Source organism: Snodgrassella alvi (genome assembly GCF_040741455.2).
Lineage (GTDB): Bacteria > Pseudomonadota > Gammaproteobacteria > Burkholderiales > Neisseriaceae > Snodgrassella > Snodgrassella alvi_E.
In genome coordinates this window covers 1,882,233-1,904,950 of the sequence record NZ_CP160328.2, presented here as the reverse complement: position 1 = coordinate 1,904,950, position 22,718 = coordinate 1,882,233, and the positions used below count along the sequence as shown (strand labels likewise).

Here is a 22,718-nt window from a genome sequence, read left to right as displayed (position 1 = left end):
GGCTACTGTGACATTTATGTATCACTCTTTTTCTCGCTTGCGTGTCTGCACGGATTTCCTACTGAAGCATTTGGTGCTGTTATCTGCGCTGCTATTGGTTCTGAGCCACGCTGGGCTGGCTGCTGGTAATAACGGTAGACTGTTGCCGCCGGAACAGGCTTTTGTGCCACAGTTAAATGTACATGATAATGAAATACGGGTACATTTTGTTATTGCAAATGGCTATTATTTATACCGCAATAAAATTCTAGCTACTACTGAGCCGGCGGGCGTGCTCGGTGCCGCTCAGTTTAACCAGTCGGGAAAACAGAAAGAGGATGAATTCTTTGGCAAGCAAGAGGTTTATTACCAACATACTGATGTGGTCTGGCGCTATAACAAAGGCACACAAACCGAACCATATCAGCTGACCTTATCCTATCAGGGCTGTGCTGAAGCTGGTATCTGTTATCCGCCAGTGGAAAATACTCTTACCATCAGCCGCACTGGCAAATATCATATTGTCCCCTCTTCTGCGTCTACTCAGCCGGAGCTGGATAGTTTTAGCAGCCCTCCTGCTATTGCTCCACCTCCAGACTGGTCTGGCAATTCGGGCAGTGACAGTCTGTTTCAGTTATCCCGGACAACCCTAATTACCAATTTAATGACGTTTTTCATTGCCGGCATGGGTTTGAGCCTGACGGCATGTATGTATCCATTACTGCCGATTGTGTCGGCAATTGTCATGGGTTCGCGCCAGAAAACTACAAAATGGCGCGCATTTCTGCTGTCGTTTGTGTATGTGCAGGGGCTGGCTTTTACTTACACCGTGGTGGGTATTGTAACGGCACGTACCGGAGCTTTTCTCACCGGCTGGCTTCAACAGCCGGCAGTAGTGCTATCTGCAGCAGCAATATTGGTGATTCTGGCATTGTCGATGTTTGATTTATACAGTATTCAGCTACCCGCCAGCTGGCAGGCATATTTTCAACGCATCAGCAACCGTTTCCGTGGCGGTCATTTATTATCAGTACTGGTTATGGGGGCATTGTCGGCACTAATTATCGGTCCCTGTGTTGCACCGCCATTGGCTTTTGCGCTGGGCTATATTGGTCAGAGCGGTGATGCTGCTCTGGGAGGTATGGCACTGTATGTCATGGCACTGGGTACTGGTGTTCCACTGATTCTGATTTCCGTATTTGGCGTACATATCCTACCGCGTGCCGGAAACTGGATGACGTGTGTAAAATATTTATTCGGGTTGATGCTATTGGGCGCGGCCACTTATATTGCCACCCCGTTTCTAAACTACTATCTGGTGATCATCATTTATACCTTGCTGATGGTAGCACCGGCGTGTTATCTGGGCTGGCAGTGGTATTATGCCCCCAAACGCAGACACTGGTTCACAGCACTGGCCGGCATACTATTTCTGACTAGTGGTATTTATTTTATGACAGCCAGCGTCATGCACTATGTCACCCCGCTCCATCGCTTTTTGACATTAACACCGCCAAACGGCCAGCATTTCGGAAGATATTTCACTAAGCCAATTCATTTGCGACAGGCCATGCAGGAGCTGTTTGATAAGGATCCAGACAAACCGGTAGTCGTAGATTTCTATGCCGACTGGTGCATTTCCTGTAAAGAAATGACAGCGTTTACTTTAAGTAATGCTGCGGTCAGAAGAGTAATTGAAGAAGATCGCTTCTTACAAATCGATGTTACCAACAATACACCAGCGCAACGACACATGTTGCAACAGTATGGCTTGTACGGACCACCCGGTCTATTTGTGGTACACAGTAACGGCTATCGCAGTAAACCCTTAATTGGGTATGTACCAGCACCGGAATTATTAAGCTGGTATGACAAACAAGTACAGAAAGCACAATAAATTAGCAGCCTCGCTGCAAATGCAGGGAGGCTGCCGCGCAGATAACAAACTGTATCGGCTGTATCAAAGAAAAGTGTTTAGTCGTGATATTTGCGGTCGGCTACTTTTAGTGCTCTCCGAGCTAAAGCCAGATTGGCAGTTTTACGGTCGAGCACCATAAACATGAATACGCCTTTCACATTCTTCATCGGCCTCAGTAGGTAATACTGTTTATGCAGACTGATGAGAATATCATCTATCGCATCTTCATTGCTTTCCTGTCCATAGAGGCGTGCAATGGCTTTTACCTCGGAACGAACAATTTCAGTATTGCCAGCAGAAAGAATGTCCAGATCCATGCCAGACGGGCTGACTCCATCTATAAACATTCCGCTTTCATAATCCACGACAGCACACGCCATGACACCTTTAGTTGCCGCCAGCTCATCAATGACGCCTTCAAATCTCACTGTGATATCCTTCTTCTGATGCCATACTTGCTTATGGCAGGGTATTTAAGCATCTATTTTCCAATTTTTTCCCGCTTTTGACCAGCATTAACTATTTTTTTAACTCGATGCTCATTTCGATATTCATTTATCTTCATACAGATAGCCCAGTCAGCCCTCAGAAGCAAAATCCAGTTCTGAATCAGATGCAAACCACCGTGCTACCGCTATAATAGCAACATTGAACAGGGGCGGAAGCTGTTATGCTGTATGTTTATCAATCCAATCACTTATCTGATTTAGCTGCACTTTTGGCCAGCGTGTATCAGCACACCGCCGAGTATTCAGCATGGACGCCGACTGAAATTGTAGTTCAAAGTCAGGGTATGCGCCGCTACCTTAACCACTATCTGGCTCAGGAACACGGCATCGCAGCCAATCTGCATTTCAGCCTACCAGCTGCTTACATCTGGCAGTTAACTCATAAAGTACTACCTGACACGCCCAGACTCAATCCTTTTCAGACAGATGTGCTGCGTTGGCGCCTATTCAGCCTGTTTCGTAGCAATGATTTACAGGGAGCGCAATTATGCCTGACTGCCAAAGCATTGCAATCATATCTTGAAAGCAGTATACAGGCACCCTACCATCTTGCCGGCAAACTTGCAGATATGTTTGACCAATATTTAATTTATCGCAATGATTGGATAAATAATTGGCAAAAAAAAGAATTAGTTGGCCTTGGAGAAGATGAGGACTGGCAGGCAGAATTATGGTATTGGCTAAGCAAAGAAACCAATTCTTCCCATCGTGCCGACCTAATGCAAGAATTTTTGTCACAGCTGCGAGAAGAACACCTACCGAAACGTATTTTTGTTTTTGGCATTGCCACTCTGGCACCAGTCTATCTACACGCTTTGCAGATAATGGCACAGCACACAGATGTACATGTGTTTGCAGTGAATCCCAGTGCCGAATACTGGGGCAATGTCCTTTCTGCTGATTTACTGCTCGAGCATCAGCAAGCGGATTCAAGTATGGTCGGCCATCCACTACTCGCCAGTCTGGGAAAACAGGGACGTGATTTTTTTGATGCACTCAATGATTTAGGCGAAGTGGTGTACATGCCACCAGTTTATGCAGAATGCGGCGACACTGCCGACAGCCTGCTACACCGGCTACAAAACGATATTCAGTGTCTGCACTATCCGAAACAGACCGACCCACCTTATGTACAGCAAGCTTATGATAATTCTATACAGATTGTGTCTGCACACTCCTGCTTACGTGAGCTGCAAATTCTGAAAGAGCAGTTGATGCAGGATTTAGCCACACATCCAGAGTGGCAGCCACAGGACATTGCCGTACTCACTCCGCATATCGAGCCTTATTTACCGTTCATTCATGCGGTATTTGGTCAATCTCAGGGCAACATCCCTGCACTGCCCTACAACATTGCTGACGTAAAAATCAGTTTGCAGGAGCCATTACTGCAATTGCTGGAAAAACTCTTGCAACTCATGCAAAGCCGCTTCGACATCGAAAGCATACAGCCTTTATTAGACGAATCACCGCTGCGCGCACATTTCGATTTAAGTGACAGCGACGTGGAACTAATTAGCCGTGTCTGGCGAGAACAAGGTGTGCGATGGGGCATAGACACAGATATGCGCCATAAATATGGCGGTGAAAGCAAACTTTTTACTTGGCAGCAAGCACGAGAACGAACTGTACTAGGCTGGCTGCTGCCAGACGATAAACGCACTGCCCTGTGGCAGCAACAATTGCCATGGTTTGGCGATGTTGGTCAGACAGAGATTCTAGCTCGGGGACAACAATTAATTGATTGTCTGATTAAGCACCACAGCTGCTGGCAAAGCGCTGCCAGCATCAGCGATTGGATTGCCCGCACACGCCTGCTCCTGCGCGATATAGCCGATGCAGATTCTCTGGCTGGTCAAGCCATGCAGCAATTGGAAACCAGCCTTGGCGAATGGCAGGCACAAGCAGAGCTGGCACAATTTGAGTGTCTAATTGAGCCAGAAATTGCCATAGAGCATTTACAGAACTATCTATCCGGCACTCGTCAGGCCGGCTTTTTACGGGGTGGCATCACCTTTTGCAGTATGGTGCCGATGCGCAGTCTACCCTTTCGTTGCATTTGCCTACTTGGTCTAAACGATGGAGACTACCCGCGTACCACTAAATCCGCTGCTTTCGATTTGATTGCCCGCCATCCACGCCGAGGCGACCGTGCACGCCGCAATGACGACCGCTATCTGTTTCTCGAATCCATTTTGAGTGCACGGGAGAAACTCTATCTGTCATATATTGGTAAAGATATACGCAAAAACGAAGAGTTGGCACCTTCTGCCCTACTGCATGAGCTAATAGATGTACTGTCGGCTATGACGGGCTGCAACCCGTTGCAGTTCAATCAGCAACATATCATTCGTCATCCATTACAACCGTTTTCCTATCGATATTTTAATGGAGACCTGAACAGCAGCCGCTCTGATTATGCCAAAGCTTTGAATCAAAAAACTGTCAAGCCACTGCCATTTTATGCAGCCACAGAAGAAGCCGAATTACAACCACAAGAAATTGATATTGAAACGTTTATCCGTTTCTGGCGCAATCCGGTACGCCATTGGCTACAACAACAATTGCAATGGCAGGCACCGTATCAAGAAGCACCGGTCAGCGCCGCAGAACCATTTGCCATTGAAAACAGCGCCTTAATCTATAATGCTTACACGCGCGCGCGCCAGCAGCATCTGGATTTTAACGACGTGGATGCAGCATTGGCGGTCAGCGGACTGGTGCCAGAAGGCGCGCTTGGTTTAGTTGTCAGCCAGACTTTACGCACTCAAACACTCGCTCTGGACGGTGAAATACTGTTTAGCCCCGCTGTAGCCGATATCGCTTTCGTTTTCAATCATCAACAGCTTCAGCTTAATGGCAACATCAGCCATATACACCAGTGCGGACAATTACTCGAGCGCTCTCAGGCGCCCACCGCACCAGATAACATTGAATTGTACCTGCGCCATTTGCTTTTTTGCGCCAGCGCCACAGAGTTTGAACAGCATACCTACGAGCTATACCCGCCCCAGCCACGCAAGCTAGCCGCACTAAGCCGGCCGGATGCACAGGCGCAACTGGCCTTATGGCTGGATTATTACCAGCTTGGGCAATACCGGCCACTGCCGTTTTTTCCGAAAACCAGTCTCAGTGCCGCCCGCTACTGGTATAAGCGCCGACAAAAAGCCAACACTCCAGCAGAATATGGCTCGGAAGAACGCAGCGCAGCTTTTAAAATGTATATAGACAGCCACAACGGCAAACCGCAGGCCGAATATCCCGAAGTAGCCCAAGTATTCGGCCGTGACGACACCCTGCCGATTGACAGCCCGCTGTTTTGGCAGCTGATTGAAGAACTACTTCTGCCAATGATGGCCACGCTGGAAACAGCCGAAAAAGAACAATGAGCCAAGCCTTAAATCCCATTACCATGCCCTTGCACGGCAGCAGCCTCATAGAAGCCTCTGCCGGTACCGGCAAAACATTCAACATCGCAGCTTTGTTTGCACGGCTGGTACTGCTGGAACACATGCCGGTAGACGCCATACTGGTGGTGACCTTCACCAAAGCCGCCACTGCCGAACTAAAAACCCGCCTGCGGACACGCCTCAACCAAGCTCTGGCCTTACTTCAAAACACTCTGCCCGCCGAACAAAACGATCCGGTACTGCAACAGCTGATTGACTATGCGCGCGCTCAGGAAGACGAAACGAGTCTGATACTGCGCCTACAGGCAGCGATTACCCAATTCGACCGCGCCGCCGTCTACACCATTCACGGCTTCTGTCAGCGCGTACTCACTGACTACGCCTTTTTGTGCCAGACACCATTTGATACCGAAACCATCGAAACCGACCCAGAACTATTGTGCCGGTTTGCCGAGGATTTCTGGCGCCGGCAAGTCAGCAACAACAACAGCTTAGCTGAGCTTGTGGTAACCTACAAACTAACACCGGCACGCCTAATGCGTGAAATGGGTCGTTATTGTGGTATAGCCGATATCCAATTGCGCCAGCCGCCGGCTGTAAACAAAGATGCTATCCATGCATGTTGGCAGCAGACTTGGCACACTGTCAGTACGCGCTTTGCTCATATTCAGGATGCTTTCTGGCAATTACAGCCACATCTCAACGGCAATATTTATCGCACTAGCAGCTACCAACAACTTTTCTGCGAACTACAATCAGCTTTGGAAAGTGTAGCCAGCATACCGACCTTTTCCACAGCAACACTAGAAAGATGTGCCAAACTGTCTGCTGACCAGCTGCACGAAAAAACCAAAAAAGGACAAACTCTAAACGATGTACTGGTAGCGGAAGTAGCGGTATTAGCCGAGTTAGCCGCTGCTTTCAGCGCCTTGCAAGCTGCAGACACAAGCGTTGTACTGCAATTACAGCTGGATTGCTTCAATTACGTAAAACAGTGTTTAAGCGAACATCGGCGCCACAGCCATCAACGCAGCTACGACGATCTTCTTGCCGACGTTGGTATGGCACTATCTACAGAAAATCCCATGGCCTCTGCACTGGCTGCCGCATTAGCACAAACATGGCAAATAGCACTTGTAGACGAATGCCAAGACACCGACCCGCTGCAATACAAAATATTCAAAACCGCTTTCGCCGAGCAAAATCGACCACTGATTATGGTTGGCGATCCCAAACAAGCTATTTATCGTTTTCGCGGTGCCGACATTCATGCCTATCTACGTGCTGCCGCCGATACTCCGCCGCAACAACGCTACACCCTCACCACCAATTACCGCAGCCATCAGGCACTCGTACAGGCAATTGGGCATCTCTTCAATGGCAAACAGCTGCCATTTGTGCTGGAAGGTATCGATTACCCACCGGTACAAGCACAGGCGCTTGAAAGCCGCCTGCATAGCAGACTGAACAAAACAGTCGTACCTGCCGTGGTCGTACGCTGGCTACCAGAACAAATTGAGCTCAACAGCAAAGGCGAAGAGCTTATCCCCAATAAAGACAGCTTGCGTGTACGTGCAGCAGAATGCTGTGCCCACGAAATAGCCAGCCTGATTAATCAAGGCAGACGAGATGAACTGTTACTCAATACTCGGCCATTACAGGCAGGCGACATCGCCGTACTGGTACATTCCCACAACGAAGGCAGCATGATTGCCAGTGCACTTAAACGCTGCGGTATCATGAGTGTGTCACTGGGTAATCAGTCCGTATTTGCCAGTACTGAAGCACAGGCTGTACTGGCGCTGCTCCGTTTTTGGCTGCAACCACAACGTACCGAAATTTTGCGCTTTATTCTTGGCGGCATACTGTATAACCAAACAGCGGCACAACTGGCACAACTGAACGAAAACGAAAACGACCTCAGCGAATGGATACAACTGGCACAGCAAACCCGCGAGCTATGGCAGCAGTACGGGATTTATAGCGCCATGCAGTGGTTTGCCGGCCACACCAGCATGGAAACGAACCTGCTTAGCCAGCGCAATGAACGCAGCCTGACCAATCTGTGGCAACTCACTGAATTACTTGCCGACGCCGAACAAACCCTGTCCACCGCCACCGCCTTGCTCGACTGGCTAGCCAGTGCCATCGACAACGAACGGCCGGCCGCTGAAAACAACCTGCTGCGGCTGGAAAGCGACGAAGCATTGGTTAAAATTGTTACCATGCATGCCTCCAAAGGGCTAGAATATCCTGTCGTATTCTGTCCTTTTGTTTGGGACGGCAAAGAGGCCATCAACAATCAGGAAAATTGGCAGCGCTTGCATCAGCAGGATAAGACAGAACTGATTGCCAGCAGCCTTCTTAGCGACACTGACCGCACAGAATTGGTACGCGAAAGCATGGCCGAACGTTTGCGCCTGTATTACGTAGCTTTCACCCGTGCCCGTGAACAACTCATTCTCTATACAGCCGCCTGCAACAACACCGCCTGCAACCCTATGGCATGGTTACTGGACGGGCAGCCCGACGGCACACTTGAACAATCACTACAGTTTTGGCAACAAACCCATAAAAAAAATCTCTCCAGCACCCTGCATGCAGCATGGCAAAAACGATTAGCCGGCTGCAGCACATCCATGTTTCACTGGTGCGAAGGCAGTGTTGCGCCTACCGTTGCGGATGAAGCAGCAGCGCCAGAGCAACCCTATCGCGCCCTGACCCTGCCACCACGAGAATTTCAGACTGTACGCTATACCAGCTTCACCAGCTTAAGCCGCCACGAATACCGTCACCACGAACACAGCCTCGAAGAAGAAAAACTGGCACCAGCACTCGATCAGGCGGAAATATTGTCACAGCCTGCAACCCCCACCGCTGAAGCCGAAACCGCCCTATTGGCATTTGAACGTGGCATCAATGCCGGCTTGTGCCTGCATGCCATACTAGAACAGACTGAATTTAGCCAGCCAGCCAACAGTGACGAACAAGAACAAATACTTGCCTGTCTCGCCCGCTACGGTTTCGATAATACCCATGCCGCTACCATGCAGGAACTCAGCGATGCCGTACGCCACTGCCCCTTGTCCGCACAGACCACCATAGCAAGCCTGCCCATCACACAGCGCGTTGCCGAAATGAATTTCATGCTACACGTCGACGACTTTAATATCGCAGATTTACAACAGTGGTTTGCCCAAGCACCCGGCCTGCCTGAATGCTGTGTTCAGGCAGCTCAAGAGCTAGACTTTGCCACCGTCAGCGGCTATATCAACGGCGCCATCGACCTAATGGGCGAAGACATTAACGGGCAAGTATATGTAATTGATTACAAATCTAACCATCTGGGCAACCGCCTTGACGACTATACCCAGGCAAACATGGACACCGCTATCGCCAGACATCATTACTATTTACAGGCACTCATCTACAGCATCGCCTGCGCCCGATTTCTGCACAGCCACGGCCAGCTGCCGACCACCATCAGCGTACGATATCTGTTTCTGCGCGGCCTTAATCCGCTCAATCAGCATGGCATCTGGCAGTGGGATATCGATACCAGTACCCTGAAGCCATGGCTGCCAGCACATGACAAAGCAAAATAGCTGCGGTATATTGAACGTAACTGCCGTAAATTCGCTAAGGAAGCAACAGCATGCTAAATAAACCCGAAGAATTCATCATGGCCATTCTCGCCGGCATCTGGGTAGTGATCACCTTCATCATCTGCCGCTATCTGCAACTGCCAACAGATACGGGTTTACTCGTCACCACCTTGACACTGGTGTGGGCACTGGTGTTTTTTCTGCTATGGCAACGCGCACGCACGCGCAACATATGGCCATTATTCTTGGGTTTACTGGTCATGTGCTGGTGGCGTGCCATTCACCACGGCTCAAGCGAAATCATGCTCAATAGTGATGGCAGCACAACCAAATTGGTACATTGGTACGGCAGCTGGACAGCACTCATTATCTACGCCCTGATTCCGGTTATTGCCGGCTATGCTTTCAAATGGTGGCAGCATAAACGGCAACGCCCGCAGCCTAGCGCCTAAATTTCCATTCGCATCATTCTACCGTGCGGCAAAACCACAGTTTTGCCGCAAACTCATTTACAGAAGATAGGCGGCTTTCCCACAATCCAAATCCTGCCGGCAAAAAACAACAGCCTGTCACACACATCTGCTCCCAAAATCCATATTTTTACTTAATCGGGTAAAATTCCGGAAATCAGAATGGATAACCGGACAGCAACCACTAAAATCACTACATCTACCACAGAACACATCAGCCCAAACCCATGTCCCAAACCGCACACAATTTGCAGCAACGCCGTCGATTAGGCCGCATGCGCCTTCTGGCTACCAGCCTACTGTGTGCTGCCTGCGTCTTATTTGTGTTCAGTTGTCTGTGGCAGCAGCACTATCCGGCACTCGCTTACCTGAAAGCATTTGCCGAAGCAGCCATGGTAGGTGCACTGGCTGACTGGTTTGCGGTTACAGCCCTATTCCGCCATCCACTCGGTTTGCCCATTCCTCACACCGCCATTCTGCCGCAAAAGCAAAATAAAATCGCCGATGAGCTCGCACGCTTTATCGAAAACAATTTTTTGCAAGACAAAGCCATCGCCAGCCGCATTTATCGTCTGCATCCGGCCACAAGCGCATTACAATGGCTGGTCAATACAGACAACCAACAGCAATGGTTGCCTATCCTTACTCGTCAGATTCCGCTCCTATTACGCACCGCCACCGCTAGCGACGTCTCCCGATTCATTAGCCAACTGCTAAACACACAGTACAGCGGTGCCCGCGTAGGCAAAACATTAGCCAACATCTTGCTATTGATAAACAAACAAGGAATCGACACCATTCTCCTGCGTGCGCTATTACAACAAGTGCGCCGCTGGCTACAAAACGAACAAACACGAGCTCAGTTGGAAAAAAGCCTGTTGTCATGGGTAGGCAGAATAGAAAAGAGCGACCCCTCCACATGGGACAAACTCAAAGCCTCCCTCAAAACCACCCTCACTGCACAGATAGATGACTGGGTAGCCGGCAAAGCTCTCAACTGGGCTGATTCCTATATAGACGCTGTACTAGACAATCCACAACATGCATTCTGGCGTGCCAGTCGCAAACAACTGCTCATTATCGAGCGGCAGTTACGCCGCAACCGCAGCTGGCACCGCAAACTGGCCACCAGCCGGCAGCAATTACTACAATCATCCGCCTTACAGCAAAGCATCATGGATTTATGGGATAGCTTCGTCGGCTGGAGTGAGCAGGACATCACTCAACATAACTCTTGGTGGCAGCAACAGCTCATCCACCTGTGTAGCCATATGCAACAGCAAGCCAGCCAGTATCCACAATTTATGCGCCGGCTCGACACCCGCATCACACTATGTGCACGCCATTTCATCCAGCAGTACAAAAATCGCGTCAGCCAGTTTATCGCAGACAAAGTAAAAAGCTGGGATAGCCGGCAGATGGTAGATAAACTCGAGCTAAGTGTTGGCCGCGATTTACAATTCATCCGCATCAACGGCACATTGGTGGGCGGATGTATCGGTCTCATCATCTACGTACTATCACAATGGTTAAGTCACTAAAAAATTAGAGCACATTAACCTGTCCGCCTAAACAAATGATTTTATTGTTTAAAGATTTGTTTGTATTGATTAAGATATAATAAGCCACATCCATACCTGCATCTGGACAGACTCACCCCATGTATATTCCCTCCCGCTTTCTTGTTTTTCTTGCACTGTCCTGCATCCTCGTCAAAGCGCAGGCTCAGCCCCAGCCAGTTAATTCAGATCCTCATACCGCCGAACTAAGTCCCATTGTGGTTGTTGCTTCAAAGCAAAATGCACCCGGTATCGAAATTATCGACCCCAAAACTGCCCTTCAACCTCTACCGGCACAGGATGGTGCCGACTTACTCAAATCCGTAGCCGGCATGAGTGTTACCCGCAAAGGCGGTAGCTCCGGCGACCCTTTGCTGCGCGGACTTGGCGGTTCGCGCCTGCTCATTACTGCCGACGACCAGTTTGTACTCGGTGGCTGCCCGGGACGCATGGATCCGCCCACATCCTATCTCTTTCCGGCCAGTTACGACCGCGTAATCATCACCAAAGGCCCTCAAGCCGTTAATCAGGGACCGGGTATGATCACTGGTTCAGTCCGATTCATGCGTGACGAAAAACCACTAACACAGCCCACGGCCAAACTCGATAGCGCCCTTACCAAAGGCTCATTTGGCCGTAGCGATGCCTACATAGACAGCACACTAGGCAACCAGTACGGCTGGCTTCGACTCAACGCCAGCCACAACGAATCAAAAGACTACAAAGATGGTAATGGTGACACCGTTCATTCGGCTTTCAAGCGCAACAACCAAATAGTTCAGGGTGCCCTCACACCTTTCACCGATACCTTGCTTGCCGTACAGTACGAACACAGCACCGGCCATGCCCGCTATGCCGACCGGTCAATGGACGGTACCCAATTTAACCGCCGTGGCTGGTCAATGAAACTACGTCAGCAAAACATCACTGACTGGCTAAGCCAGATACAGTTTGAATACGGCCGCAGCAAAATTGATCATGTCATGGACAACTTCAGCCTGCGTACTACTCCACCAATGAAAATGAATGGCGGCATGGGTATGGGCATGAAAACGGGTACAGGCATGAACGGAATGGACAGTACGCATCAAGCAGCCATGCCGGTACGGCGCATGTATTCAGTAATGAATCCAGGACGTGAAATTAAATCAGCCAAACTGTCGGCACAGATAGAGCTTGGCAACACCCACAGCGAAATTGGCGCAGACTGGCAGAGTGACGAAGTCAGCTCACGCCCGATGATGATGAGCACCGACAAACATCAGGCAGAAAACTTCACCAGATGGCCGTTTGAATGGAATCAGACTTATAAACGCCATGGTGTCTACGTGCAAAGCGAATGGAATTTCGACGAAAACAATAGCCTCTACGGTGGTCTGCGTCACGACTGGACCAATACCCAGTTCAACCCTAAGAAAAATACCATTGCCCCAAATTATCTACATCAACATGAAGGCCTAAACGCAGGCTTCATGCGTTTGCAACACCGTGGTGACAGATTCACCAGCTATATTGGCTATGGTCAGGCCGAGCGTGCCCCCGATTACTGGGAACGCAGCAAAACAAATGGTGCAAAACTGCACAAAGAAACCAACCACGAAATCGACGCTGGCCTCAGCTATCAAGGCAGCAGCATCACCAGCTCCATCGACATCTTCGCTAGCAGAATCAATGATTTCATATTGATTGAAAGCATAAATAGCAAAAATTATGCCCGCCAGATTAATGCCCGTCGCTATGGCTTCGAAGCCAAAACCAACTGGCAGTTTGCCCCACACTGGAATCTTGGTGGCAGTCTGGCTTATACCTACGCCAGCAACCGCAGCGACAAACGGCCACTGGCACAAACCCCACCATTAGAATGGCGCACGTACCTCAACTGGGAAAACGAACACTTCAGCGCCGGTGCCCTTTGGCGTTTAGCTGCCAGCCAGCATCGCTATGCCAAAAATCAGGGCAACATCGTCGGTATGGATTTAGGCCGCAGCAATGGTTTCGGTACCCTTGCTCTCAATGCAGGCTGGAAACCCAACAAGCACGCTCTCCTACAAATCGGCATCGACAACCTCTTCAACAAAACCTATGCCGAAGCTGTCAACAAATCTGCCTACGATTTCGACACCTATTCCGTACAGGAACGCCGCGTCAACGAACCTGGCCGTACCCTTTGGGCACGGGCTCAGATACGCTTCTGATACATTGCCAGCCCACATACAAAAACCCCGGATATCCGAGGTTTTCAATCAACAGAATACACGCCAGCGCATCAGCGCAACAACTTCTGCTGCTGGCGTAAATGCCAATATTGCTGCTGCTGTTTAGGCGTCAGAATCTGATAAATATCGTGTTCCCGTTTCAGCTGTAAAAAATCATAATCAGCACGAGCCTGTTGCTGCTGCGCCCATATCTGCTGTTCCTGTGCAATCATATTCTTAGCCTTAGCATCATCAAAACGTTTGCCAGTAACCAGATTTCTACGCAGCTGCTGAAGATTAGACAATGTCTGCCGATTTTCATTACTCATCAACGGACGCTGACTAGCATATTGATGATCAATTTTCTGCACCAGCGCCTTCTGTTGCGTACTCAAATTCAACTGCGGCAAAATTGAATGCGTATTCACCCACCCTTTTACCGGTGCATGTTCTTGAACCACTACAGTTTCAGTCATCACCGCAGTGGGCACATCCGTTGCGGGTGCTGCAAAAGCAGCGATACTCAAAGAAGACAAAGCAGCCAGCGTTACTACACGGGTAAAACTTTTCATAACACAACTCCTTATTATTTCAGTTAACAATGCACCACAGCATCACATTCTTATATCATCAACAGTATTTCATAAACCAGCGTAAAAACAGGAATATAAATGCAATTAATAAGTAAACAATACTATTATAGCGCCATCAGAAAAAAAACAGCACCCGCATTACAGGTGCTGTTGAATCAAACGGCCAGAATTATTTCTTATCCGGCAGCGCATAAGCAATTACATAATCGCCTACATCCGTAGCATGGCTGGTGCCACCAGCTGAAATCACTACATATTCCTTACCTGTTTTCGGCGAAACATAAATCAGCGGGGCAGCCACCGAACCCACCGGCAGACGCGCTTTCCACACTTCCTTACCTGTTTTCGCATCCAGAGCACGCAGATAATAATCCTGCGTACCAGCAAAGAACACCAGACCAGAAGCTGTAGCCGTAGGACCGCCCAAAGTAGGCATACCAATCGGCATTTGCTGATGCGTCTTAATACCCAGCGGACCAGTATCCTGCACCGTACCCAAAGGTACCTGCCATACCAGCTGCTTAGTGGTTAAATCAATAGCACTCATTGTACCGAACGGAGGCTGCTGACACGGCACACCCAGTGGAGACTGCAGAATATCAATCTTCACCCCACCATAAATACCTGCCACCTGCGGCCGGATTGTACCCATAAAGCCAGGTACTTCATCAGTGGATACCTTATACTGCTTAGCCTGCTCACGGGTGACCAACTGCATACGCAGCGCCATGCGCATATCATTAACAAACATTAGATTGCGCGATTCATCAATCGAAATACCGCCCCAGTTCATACCACCCAATAGACTAGGCCATTCAATATAGGGTTGCGCACCCGGTGGCGTGAAACGGCCTTTGTATACCGATTTCTTAAACAAAATACGGCAATACAGCTGGTCAAACGGCGTAATACCCCACATCCGTTGCTCAGTCAGCGTTTCATTTCCGATACTCGGCATACCTACCGAATCCGGCTGCGTAGTCGCCAGACGCTCACCTTCTGCAGCCGGAGCAGTCGGTACAGGCCGTTCCACTACCTTAGTCACAAACTCACCATTGCGACGGTCAATCACAAAAATCTGACCGGTCTTAGTAGTCTGAATCAGAGCAGGAACTTTCTGTCCTTTATCATTAGTCACATCATACAACACCGGCTGAGAAGGCAGATCATAGTCCCACACATCATGGTGAATCAGCTGTCGCACCCAGCGCAGCTTACCCGTGCTGGCATCTAGAGCCACCACAGCCGCACCGAATTTTTCTTTAATGTGATTGCGGTCACCGCCCCAGTAATCCGGAGGGCCATTACCAGTTGGTAAGTAAACTTGATTCAGTTCCTTATCATAAGTAGGAATAGTCCATACATTTGGCGTTTCTAAAGTATAGTTCTGACCAGGTTTAGCTAAACCATCCGGTTTACCGATATCCCAAGTCCACACCAGCTTACCGTCACGCACATCAAACGCACGCACCGCACCGGAAGGCTCACCATGCACGATATCACGTACCCAGCCGCCAACCACCGTCAGATGCCCCATCATTACCGGTACCGAAGTTGGGTGATAGCGCTTACTGTTTTCAGTCGGCCCCATATACGTTTTCAGGTCCACATAGCCTTTATTACCGAAACCTGGGCACAACGTTCCTTTATCCGCATCCAGCGTAAATAAACGCGCATCAACAGTAGAAACCACAATACGGCGGCGGCATACAGGCTCAGTATAGGCTGCTTTCTCTGCTGTAGTCAGACTTTCGTCCTTATCCATATCATAATAGCCAACACCGCGACAGGTCACATGTTCGGCTGTACGCGCTTTCGGGTCAAAGCGCCAGATCAGCTTACCCGTATCCGCATCAATGGCCGAAACCAGATTTTCCGGCGTACACGAATACAGCTTGTCACCAATCTGCAACGGCGTATTTTCATCCACACCAATTGCCTTGCCACTGGTACGGCGGCCGGTATGGAACGTCCATGCCACCTGTAGATTACGTACATTATCCGGATTAATTTGGGTATAAGGCGCAAAACGTGTCCCATGCTGATTACGGCCAAAAAATGCCCAATCAGCTGGATTACGCGCACTTACCTGAGCAGCAGCTGCATTCTCGCTAATGGCGACCTGATTACGAATCTCACCATGAGGAAAATATGCCGCAATCAGCGTAGCCAGCAACGCTAGGAAAATAACTGCTCCGCCCCAATTGTAGAAACGGCGCGCCCCAGTCGAAACACCAGAATAACCACTGCCTGACCAGAAAGTCATCATCAGCAGCAGAGCCGGCACCACCAGTCGCGACAATAGCGGCCAGAAAGTCAGCTCCGGCGCATCAACCAATGCCCAGATAAACGTTGCCACAAAAATCAGCAGTGAAACTAAAGCCATACAAGACTTACGCTTAGCTACCAGCACCGCCAGCACCAGATAAGCAATACCGGCCAGCAGATAATACATGGATCCGCCCTGCATCAGCAGCACAATCCCGCCATAGCCCAGCGCCAGACCACTTGCCAGTAAAATCAATACCAGCAGCCAGCGAGGTAAACAACGCCAGCAACCACCTGAAGAACCAGACATCAACTACTCCTAACCTGAAGTGTGTGAATAAAAATTGCCACCCAACACGCAAAGCTTCCACCCTGCCCGTCAGCCAGCAATCAATACCAATATTTGAAATAATTATTTATAAATCAATGAAATTAAATGACTTAAACAAACAAAATTAAAATAAAATTAACAAAACAGCATTATTATTAACTTGAAAATAAGCCATTGTCAAAAAATTAACATTCAGGCTATAGTTGATAAGTAAAAACAGACCAAGCAAAAAATTAAAAAAGTGCGCATTTTGAAAAAAATTCTGCTTTCTGCCTGCGTCGGCACTCATTCAAATCCAAACAAATCCATAATCTCATTCTTTATCATCACATCAGAGTAGTCCTAACAGCCGGACTTACGGCCATAAAAAAAGCGAAACCGCTATTAGTAGCGGTTTCGCCATCATCATAGATACCAGAGCAGTACCGGCAGAATTATTCCAACCTACACACGGGCAGTTAACGCAGCCACAGCTGGCAAAGTCTTACCCTCCAAAAACTCCAAAAATGCACCACCACCAGTACTGATATAACTAATATCATCCTTGACACCAAACTGAGCAATCGCCGCCAGCGTATCGCCGCCACCGGCAATTGAAAAAGCTTCACTAGCCGCAATTGCCTCAGCCAGGACCTCAGTACCATGCGCAAACGAAGCAAACTCAAACACCCCTACTGGGCCGTTCCAAACAATTGTTCTGGCCGATTTGAGCATCTGTGCCAGCCTTTGTGCCGACTGCGGGCCAATATCCAAAATCATATCATCCGCCGCCACATCTGCCACATTTTTGATTTCAGCCGGCGCATCTGCCGCAAAGCGTTTTGCCACTACAACATCAGTGGGTAGCGGAATATCCCCGCCCTTAGCCGCAATTTTGTCCAGAATCTGCCGCGCACTGTTTACTAGCTCCGATTCCGCCAGCGACTGTCCCACTGGCAAGCCTTGTGCCAGCAAAAAAGTATTGGCAATCCCACCGCCAACAATCAAATGGTCCACTTTATCAGCCAAACTCTCCAGAATCGTCAGTTTAGTCGATACCTTACTGCCACCCACAATCGCAACAACCGGTGTTTGGGGATTTTGCAACGCTTGTGACAGCGCATCTAGCTCAGCAGTCAACAGCATACCAGCACAGGCCATACCCGCCACCGCGGCTACCGCTACAGTAGAAGCTTCAGCTCGGTGTGCCGTCCCAAACGCATCATTTACATACACATCACCCAGCGCAGCATAAGCCGCAGCCAGAGCTGAGTCATTTTCTTTTTCACCAACATTCAGGCGCACATTAGGCAGCATCACCACCTCTCCCGCCTGTAACTGTGGTTTATGCTCACGCCAATCTTCCACTACCCTGACTTCTTGCCTCAGCAGCTCGCCTAGACGTTGTGCTACCGGCGCCACACTGTCTTCCGGCTTCGGTGCTCCAGCTTTCGGACGCCCCAGATGCGTCAATACCACCACAGCAGCCCCTTGCTGCAAACAAAAACGGATTGAAGCCAGCGAAGCACGAATGCGCGTATCATCTGCAATCACACCATCCTTTACCGGCACATTCATATCCACCCGAATAACAACAGTCTTGCCCGACACATTCTGGTCAGCCAACTTTTTAAACAACATGGTAGAGTTCCCGAAACAAAAATCGCCGACAAAATCGCCTTACCATTCAAAACCGCCCGACGACCACCTCATCAGCGCAACAAACACATAAAAATAGTTATCAAACACAAAAAACTTGAAAAACTTTGAATTATCTTATAATTTAAATTCAGGGTAAAGTCAGAAACCGGATAAAACCGAAAGCACATATACCCTTAATATAGTTAAAACCATTATCAACCCAACACATAAGCATACTCAAACAGGATAACATCATGACCCTTGCCTACTGGTGTATTTTTATAGCCATGCTACTGCCATGGATTACCGCCTTTTATGCAAGAAAAATCGGTGGTTTCATCGCCGACGACAATCATCGACCGCGCGCATTTCTGGCTAGAGCGTATGACAAAGCTGCTCGCGCCGATGCAGCGCAACAGAATGGTTACGAAATTTTTGCCCCCTTTGCCGCTGCGGTTATCATAGCTCATGCCACTGGCAAGGCTGCCCAGATCACTATTAATTACTGGAGCGTTCTATTCATACTCAGCCGGCTAGGTTACCTATATTGCTACATCAAAGATAAACCCTTTGCCCGCTCCTGCATTTGGGGTGTAGGCGTCGTGTGCATCATCTCCTTATATATCGCTTCCATCTAAAAGTGTAGTCTGTAGCAATATAAAAACATAACCAAAGCTTACAGACAACAGTAGTCAGACCAAAAGCCTAACTACTGCCGTCTACTACGCTTTACATATTCTATCGGAGTCCATACATGGCAAATCACACTGCCTCATGTTTGTGTGGAAAAATTACTTTTTCCCTTGAACTGGAAGATTATTCCATGAGTGCCTGCCACTGCCATACCTGCCGCCAATGGAATGCTGGTCCATTAATGACCATCATGCATACTGGCAAAATTCACTTTCACAACAAAGAGCTGATTACTCATTATCAATCATCAGAATGGGCAGAACGGGCATTCTGTTCAGAATGCGGCACCCATCTTTACTACCGATTAAAACACAGCGGCCTATATTACATAGCTGCATGGATTTTCAAACCACCCCTGCCACTGGACTTCAACCTACAAGTGTATATAGACAACAAACCCGACTGCTACACCTTCGCCAATCAAACCCAAAACATGACAGAAGCCGACATTCTGCAAATGATTGAAGATAAAAACTAAAATACCAAGTCACACCATATCAACTGGTATAGTTTCTGACAAAAAACAAGCCACATAACACATCCGTATTACATGGCTCACATATTCCATTCCTTGCTAACACAATTGCGACAACATCACATCCGTTCCACTATCATGGCAATACCCTGACCGCCGCCAATACACAGCGTAGCCAAACCTAGCTGTACATCACGTTTACGCAAACCATACAGCAGGCTTACCAGGATACGTGTACCACTGGCACCAATCGGGTGACCAAGCGCAATTGCCCCACCATGAACATTGGTTTTATCCATATCAAAGTTCAACTCACGCCCAACCCCGAGAAACTGCGCAGCAAAAGCCTCATTAGCCTCGATCAGATCAATATCTGCCAGAGACAGACCAGCTTTCTGTAAAGCTTTCTGAGTCGCCGGCACTGGCCCAAGCCCCATCAGCGCAGGATCAACACCGGCACTGGCATAGCTACGAATACGCGCTAGCGGTTGCAAACCCAGCTCTCTGGCTTTACTTTCCGCCATCACCATCACTGCTGCCGCACCATCATTAATACCAGATGAATTACCCGCCGTCACCGTACCATCGGCGCGGAAAGCCGGTTTTAACTTAGCCAGCCCCTCAGCGGTAGCTTCTGCACGCGGATACTCATCACGAGCAAACACCACTTCACCCTTACGCGACTTAATCGTCACCGGCACAATTTCAGCGTCGAACACACCAGCAGCCACAGCCTGTGCCGCCAGCTGCTGCGAACGTAAAGCCAGCCCGTCCTGCTCCTGCCGGCTAATCTGATATTTTTGTGCAATATTTTCAGCAGTAATACCCATATGATAATGATTGGTCGCACAAGTCAGACCATCATGAACCATCGTATCAATTACCTGCTGATTGCCCATACGAAAGCCCCAGCGTGCTCCACTGTCCAGCAGATACGGTGCACGGCTCATATTTTCCATACCACCCGCAATAACCACTTCTGCATCTTTAGCTGCAATAGCCTGTGCCGCCAAAGCCACCGTTTTCAGACCAGAACCGCATACTTTATTTACCGTATAAGCCGGTACCGTATCATTCAGCCCAGCTGCCAGTGCTGCCTGCCGTGCCGGATTTTGTCCCAGCCCTGCCTGCAACACGTTACCCATCACAACTTCATCAACCAGCCCCGCATCGACACCGGCACGACTAATCGATTCTGCAATCACTAATCTGCCTAAATCCACCGTACCCACACTGGCCAGCGAACCATTGAAACTGCCTACTGGTGTACGCGCTGCACTAACAATTACCGCATGTTCCATATCTACTCCTTAACCTGACAACTGCCCGTTTTACAGACCTCGCTGGCTGATTGTCATTTCGCAGAAATTTTCTGCAACCATAAATTCAGCCTGTGTTTTGGCCTTAATCGTTTCCAAATCAACGCCCGGCGCATGCTCCTGCAACACCAGCTGCCCATCGTCAAAAGCAAACACCGCCAGCTCAGTAACAATCAGATTTACCTTGTTTTTAGCTGTCAGCGGCAGACTACATTTTTTCAGAATCTTCGATTCACCGTTTTTCGTGCAGTGTTCCATACCGATAATCACACGACGAGCTCCGGTAACCAAATCCATCGCTCCTCCCATGCCCGGCACCATTTTGCCAGGTACCATCCAATTGGCCAGACTGGCTTCCTGATCCACTTCCAGACCACCCAGCACACAGGCATCCACATGGCCGCCGCGAATCAGCGCAAATGAAAACGCACTATCAAAAGTACAGCCACCAGCTGCAATACCACACGGCTGCCCCCCAGCATTCACCATATTCGGATTGGCTTCATCTGGATTAAATGCTGCCAGACCCAGAAAACCATTTTCAGACTGTAAGGTAATATGAACATCTTCCGGCACATAATTGGCCACCTGTGTCGGCAGACCAATCCCAAGATTCACCACATCACCGTCATTAAATTCCAGCGCAATTCTGCGTGCAATCAGCTCTTTTGCATTCATGGCAATAATCCCCTATGCTGGATAAACAATATAATCAATCAGTGCTGCTGGCGTAATCGCTGCATCTGGTGTAATTGCGCCTACTTCAACCACGTTATTCGCTTCCACAATTACCGTTTTCGCCGCCAGAGCAACCAGCGGATTGAAATTCTGCGCCGCCAGCTCATACACCAAATTACCCAGCTTATCGGCCGTTTTGGCTTCCACAATAGCCAAGTCAGCCTCCAGAGGCAGTTCCAGCAGAAACTCGCGCCCATTCACCTCAATTTTCTGCTTACCTTCCTCAACCACCGTTCCCAGCCCTGTTGGCGTCAGCACTCCGCCCAGACCAGCACCGGCTGCGCGAATACGCTCAGCCAAAGTACCCTGCGGCACCAGCTCCACCTCAATCTCGCCGGCAATCATTTTTTTACCAGTTTCCGGATTGGTACCAATGTGGGAAGTAATTACTTTTTTCACCCGATTATGCGTAATCAACGGCCCTACACCGGTTTCCACAAATGCCGTGTCATTGCCAATAATCGTTAAATCTTTCACCCCTGCATCCAGAATGGCCTGTACTAATCTGGCAGGCGTACCTATACCCATAAAACCGCCAAACATAATTGTCATGCCATCCCACAGATGATTTTTCACATCTGCCAAACTGAGCTGTTTCGTTTTCATATTTTTCTAACCTGAGACAAACCAAAATCCAGACAAAAAGCAACTACCCTTCCAGCCTACATGCACATCAGGACATATCGTCTTGTCGGCCGGCGGTGCCCACAGCTACCGCCAACCATTTAGCAATTACTCAATATCCATATCTAGAATTGCGGCGCTTAGCCCTTTGCCATGCATATCATGAGCCAGAGAACGGGTCACCCCGCCACCCAGCGCGCCATACATCACAAAATTCAGCGCACCAATATTTGGCAGCTCATAGCGCACCACCTCACCAGTCACAACGTCAGCAAAAAACGCTTTCACCTTTTCCGGTGTAACAGCCGCTTTCAGACGCTCAAAGTCTTCAGGTTGATAAGCAATTACCGAAATATTAGAAGTATTGCCCTTATCACCAGTACGAGAGTGTGCAATTTCACGTAGCTTCATT

General features: G+C 49.0%; 16 protein-coding genes. 8 read left to right on the top strand and 8 right to left on the bottom strand.

Annotated features, from left to right (window positions below):
• Nucleotides 1–16 precede the first annotated feature (16 nt).
• Entirely contained in the window at nt 17–1,876 is a 1,860-nt protein-coding gene (dsbD, locus tag ABU615_RS08505; RefSeq protein ID WP_370388828.1) for a protein-disulfide reductase DsbD, read from the top strand.
• 77 nt (nt 1,877–1,953) lie between these two features.
• Here dsbD and ABU615_RS08500 read toward each other — a convergent pair whose 3' ends face one another.
• Nucleotides 1,954–2,325 (bottom strand): hypothetical protein, encoded by a 372-nt coding sequence (locus tag ABU615_RS08500; RefSeq protein ID WP_257377951.1) that lies wholly within the window; start codon nt 2,323–2,325, stop codon nt 1,954–1,956.
• Between the two features lie 242 nt (nt 2,326–2,567).
• Here ABU615_RS08500 and recC point away from each other — a divergent pair, with 242 nt between their 5' ends.
• From recC to ABU615_RS08475, 5 genes are all read left to right on the top strand, one after another.
• A complete protein-coding gene (gene recC / locus ABU615_RS08495; RefSeq protein ID WP_370388827.1) occupies nt 2,568–5,795 on the top strand; it encodes an exodeoxyribonuclease V subunit gamma in 3,228 nt (1,075 codons plus the stop codon).
• A complete protein-coding gene (recB, locus tag ABU615_RS08490; protein ID WP_370388826.1) occupies nt 5,792–9,421 on the top strand; it encodes an exodeoxyribonuclease V subunit beta in 3,630 nt (1,209 codons plus the stop codon). Before recC ends, recB begins: the two co-directional genes overlap by 4 nt.
• Nucleotides 9,422–9,471: 50 nt before the next feature.
• Nucleotides 9,472–9,873 (top strand): hypothetical protein, encoded by a 402-nt coding sequence (locus ABU615_RS08485; protein ID WP_367489564.1) that lies wholly within the window; start codon nt 9,472–9,474, stop codon nt 9,871–9,873.
• Between the two features lie 245 nt (nt 9,874–10,118).
• Nucleotides 10,119–11,432 carry a DUF445 domain-containing protein gene (locus ABU615_RS08480; RefSeq protein ID WP_370388825.1) on the top strand — a complete coding sequence of 438 codons (1,314 nt, stop codon included), beginning with the start codon at nt 10,119–10,121 and terminating at the stop codon, nt 11,430–11,432.
• 119 nt (nt 11,433–11,551) lie between these two features.
• Nucleotides 11,552–13,645: a TonB-dependent receptor domain-containing protein gene (locus ABU615_RS08475; RefSeq protein ID WP_267391474.1), complete on the top strand. Its 2,094-nt coding sequence runs from the start codon at nt 11,552–11,554 to the stop codon at nt 13,643–13,645.
• A gap of 71 nt (nt 13,646–13,716) precedes the next feature.
• On the opposite strand, the gene ABU615_RS08470 is transcribed toward ABU615_RS08475, so the two are convergent.
• The 3 genes from ABU615_RS08470 to ABU615_RS08460 form a co-directional block, all read right to left on the bottom strand.
• Complete coding sequence (locus ABU615_RS08470; protein WP_367489582.1) at nt 13,717–14,217, bottom strand: Spy/CpxP family protein refolding chaperone; 501 nt, start codon at nt 14,215–14,217, stop codon at nt 13,717–13,719.
• A gap of 190 nt (nt 14,218–14,407) precedes the next feature.
• The gene (locus tag ABU615_RS08465) at nt 14,408–16,816 is read right to left on the bottom strand and encodes a membrane-bound PQQ-dependent dehydrogenase, glucose/quinate/shikimate family (RefSeq protein WP_267391476.1); all 2,409 of its coding nucleotides are present in this window, start codon (nt 16,814–16,816) and stop codon (nt 14,408–14,410) included.
• A 465-nt stretch (nt 16,817–17,281) separates the two neighbouring features.
• Entirely contained in the window at nt 17,282–18,457 is a 1,176-nt protein-coding gene (locus ABU615_RS08460) for a phosphoglycerate kinase (protein ID WP_367489591.1), read from the bottom strand.
• Between the two features lie 254 nt (nt 18,458–18,711).
• On the opposite strand from ABU615_RS08460, the gene ABU615_RS08455 reads away from it, so the two are divergent.
• Both ABU615_RS08455 and ABU615_RS08450 read left to right on the top strand, forming a co-directional pair.
• Complete coding sequence (locus ABU615_RS08455) at nt 18,712–19,095, top strand: MAPEG family protein (RefSeq protein ID WP_267408335.1); 384 nt, start codon at nt 18,712–18,714, stop codon at nt 19,093–19,095.
• 116 nt (nt 19,096–19,211) lie between these two features.
• The gene (locus ABU615_RS08450) at nt 19,212–19,628 is read left to right on the top strand and encodes a GFA family protein (protein WP_367489594.1); all 417 of its coding nucleotides are present in this window, start codon (nt 19,212–19,214) and stop codon (nt 19,626–19,628) included.
• Between the two features lie 116 nt (nt 19,629–19,744).
• On the opposite strand, the gene ABU615_RS08445 is transcribed toward ABU615_RS08450, so the two are convergent.
• From ABU615_RS08445 to ABU615_RS08430, 4 genes are all read right to left on the bottom strand, one after another.
• Nucleotides 19,745–20,926, bottom strand: coding sequence for an acetyl-CoA C-acetyltransferase (locus ABU615_RS08445; protein WP_267408337.1), 1,182 nt, complete (start codon nt 20,924–20,926; stop codon nt 19,745–19,747).
• 30 nt (nt 20,927–20,956) lie between these two features.
• Complete coding sequence (locus tag ABU615_RS08440) at nt 20,957–21,622, bottom strand: 3-oxoacid CoA-transferase subunit B (protein WP_267391482.1); 666 nt, start codon at nt 21,620–21,622, stop codon at nt 20,957–20,959.
• A 12-nt stretch (nt 21,623–21,634) separates the two neighbouring features.
• Complete coding sequence (atoD, locus tag ABU615_RS08435) at nt 21,635–22,288, bottom strand: acetate CoA-transferase subunit alpha (protein WP_267391484.1); 654 nt, start codon at nt 22,286–22,288, stop codon at nt 21,635–21,637.
• A 126-nt stretch (nt 22,289–22,414) separates the two neighbouring features.
• Entirely contained in the window at nt 22,415–22,717 is a 303-nt protein-coding gene (locus ABU615_RS08430; RefSeq protein ID WP_100139627.1) for a hypothetical protein, read from the bottom strand.
• Between the last annotated feature and the right edge of the window lies 1 nt (nt 22,718).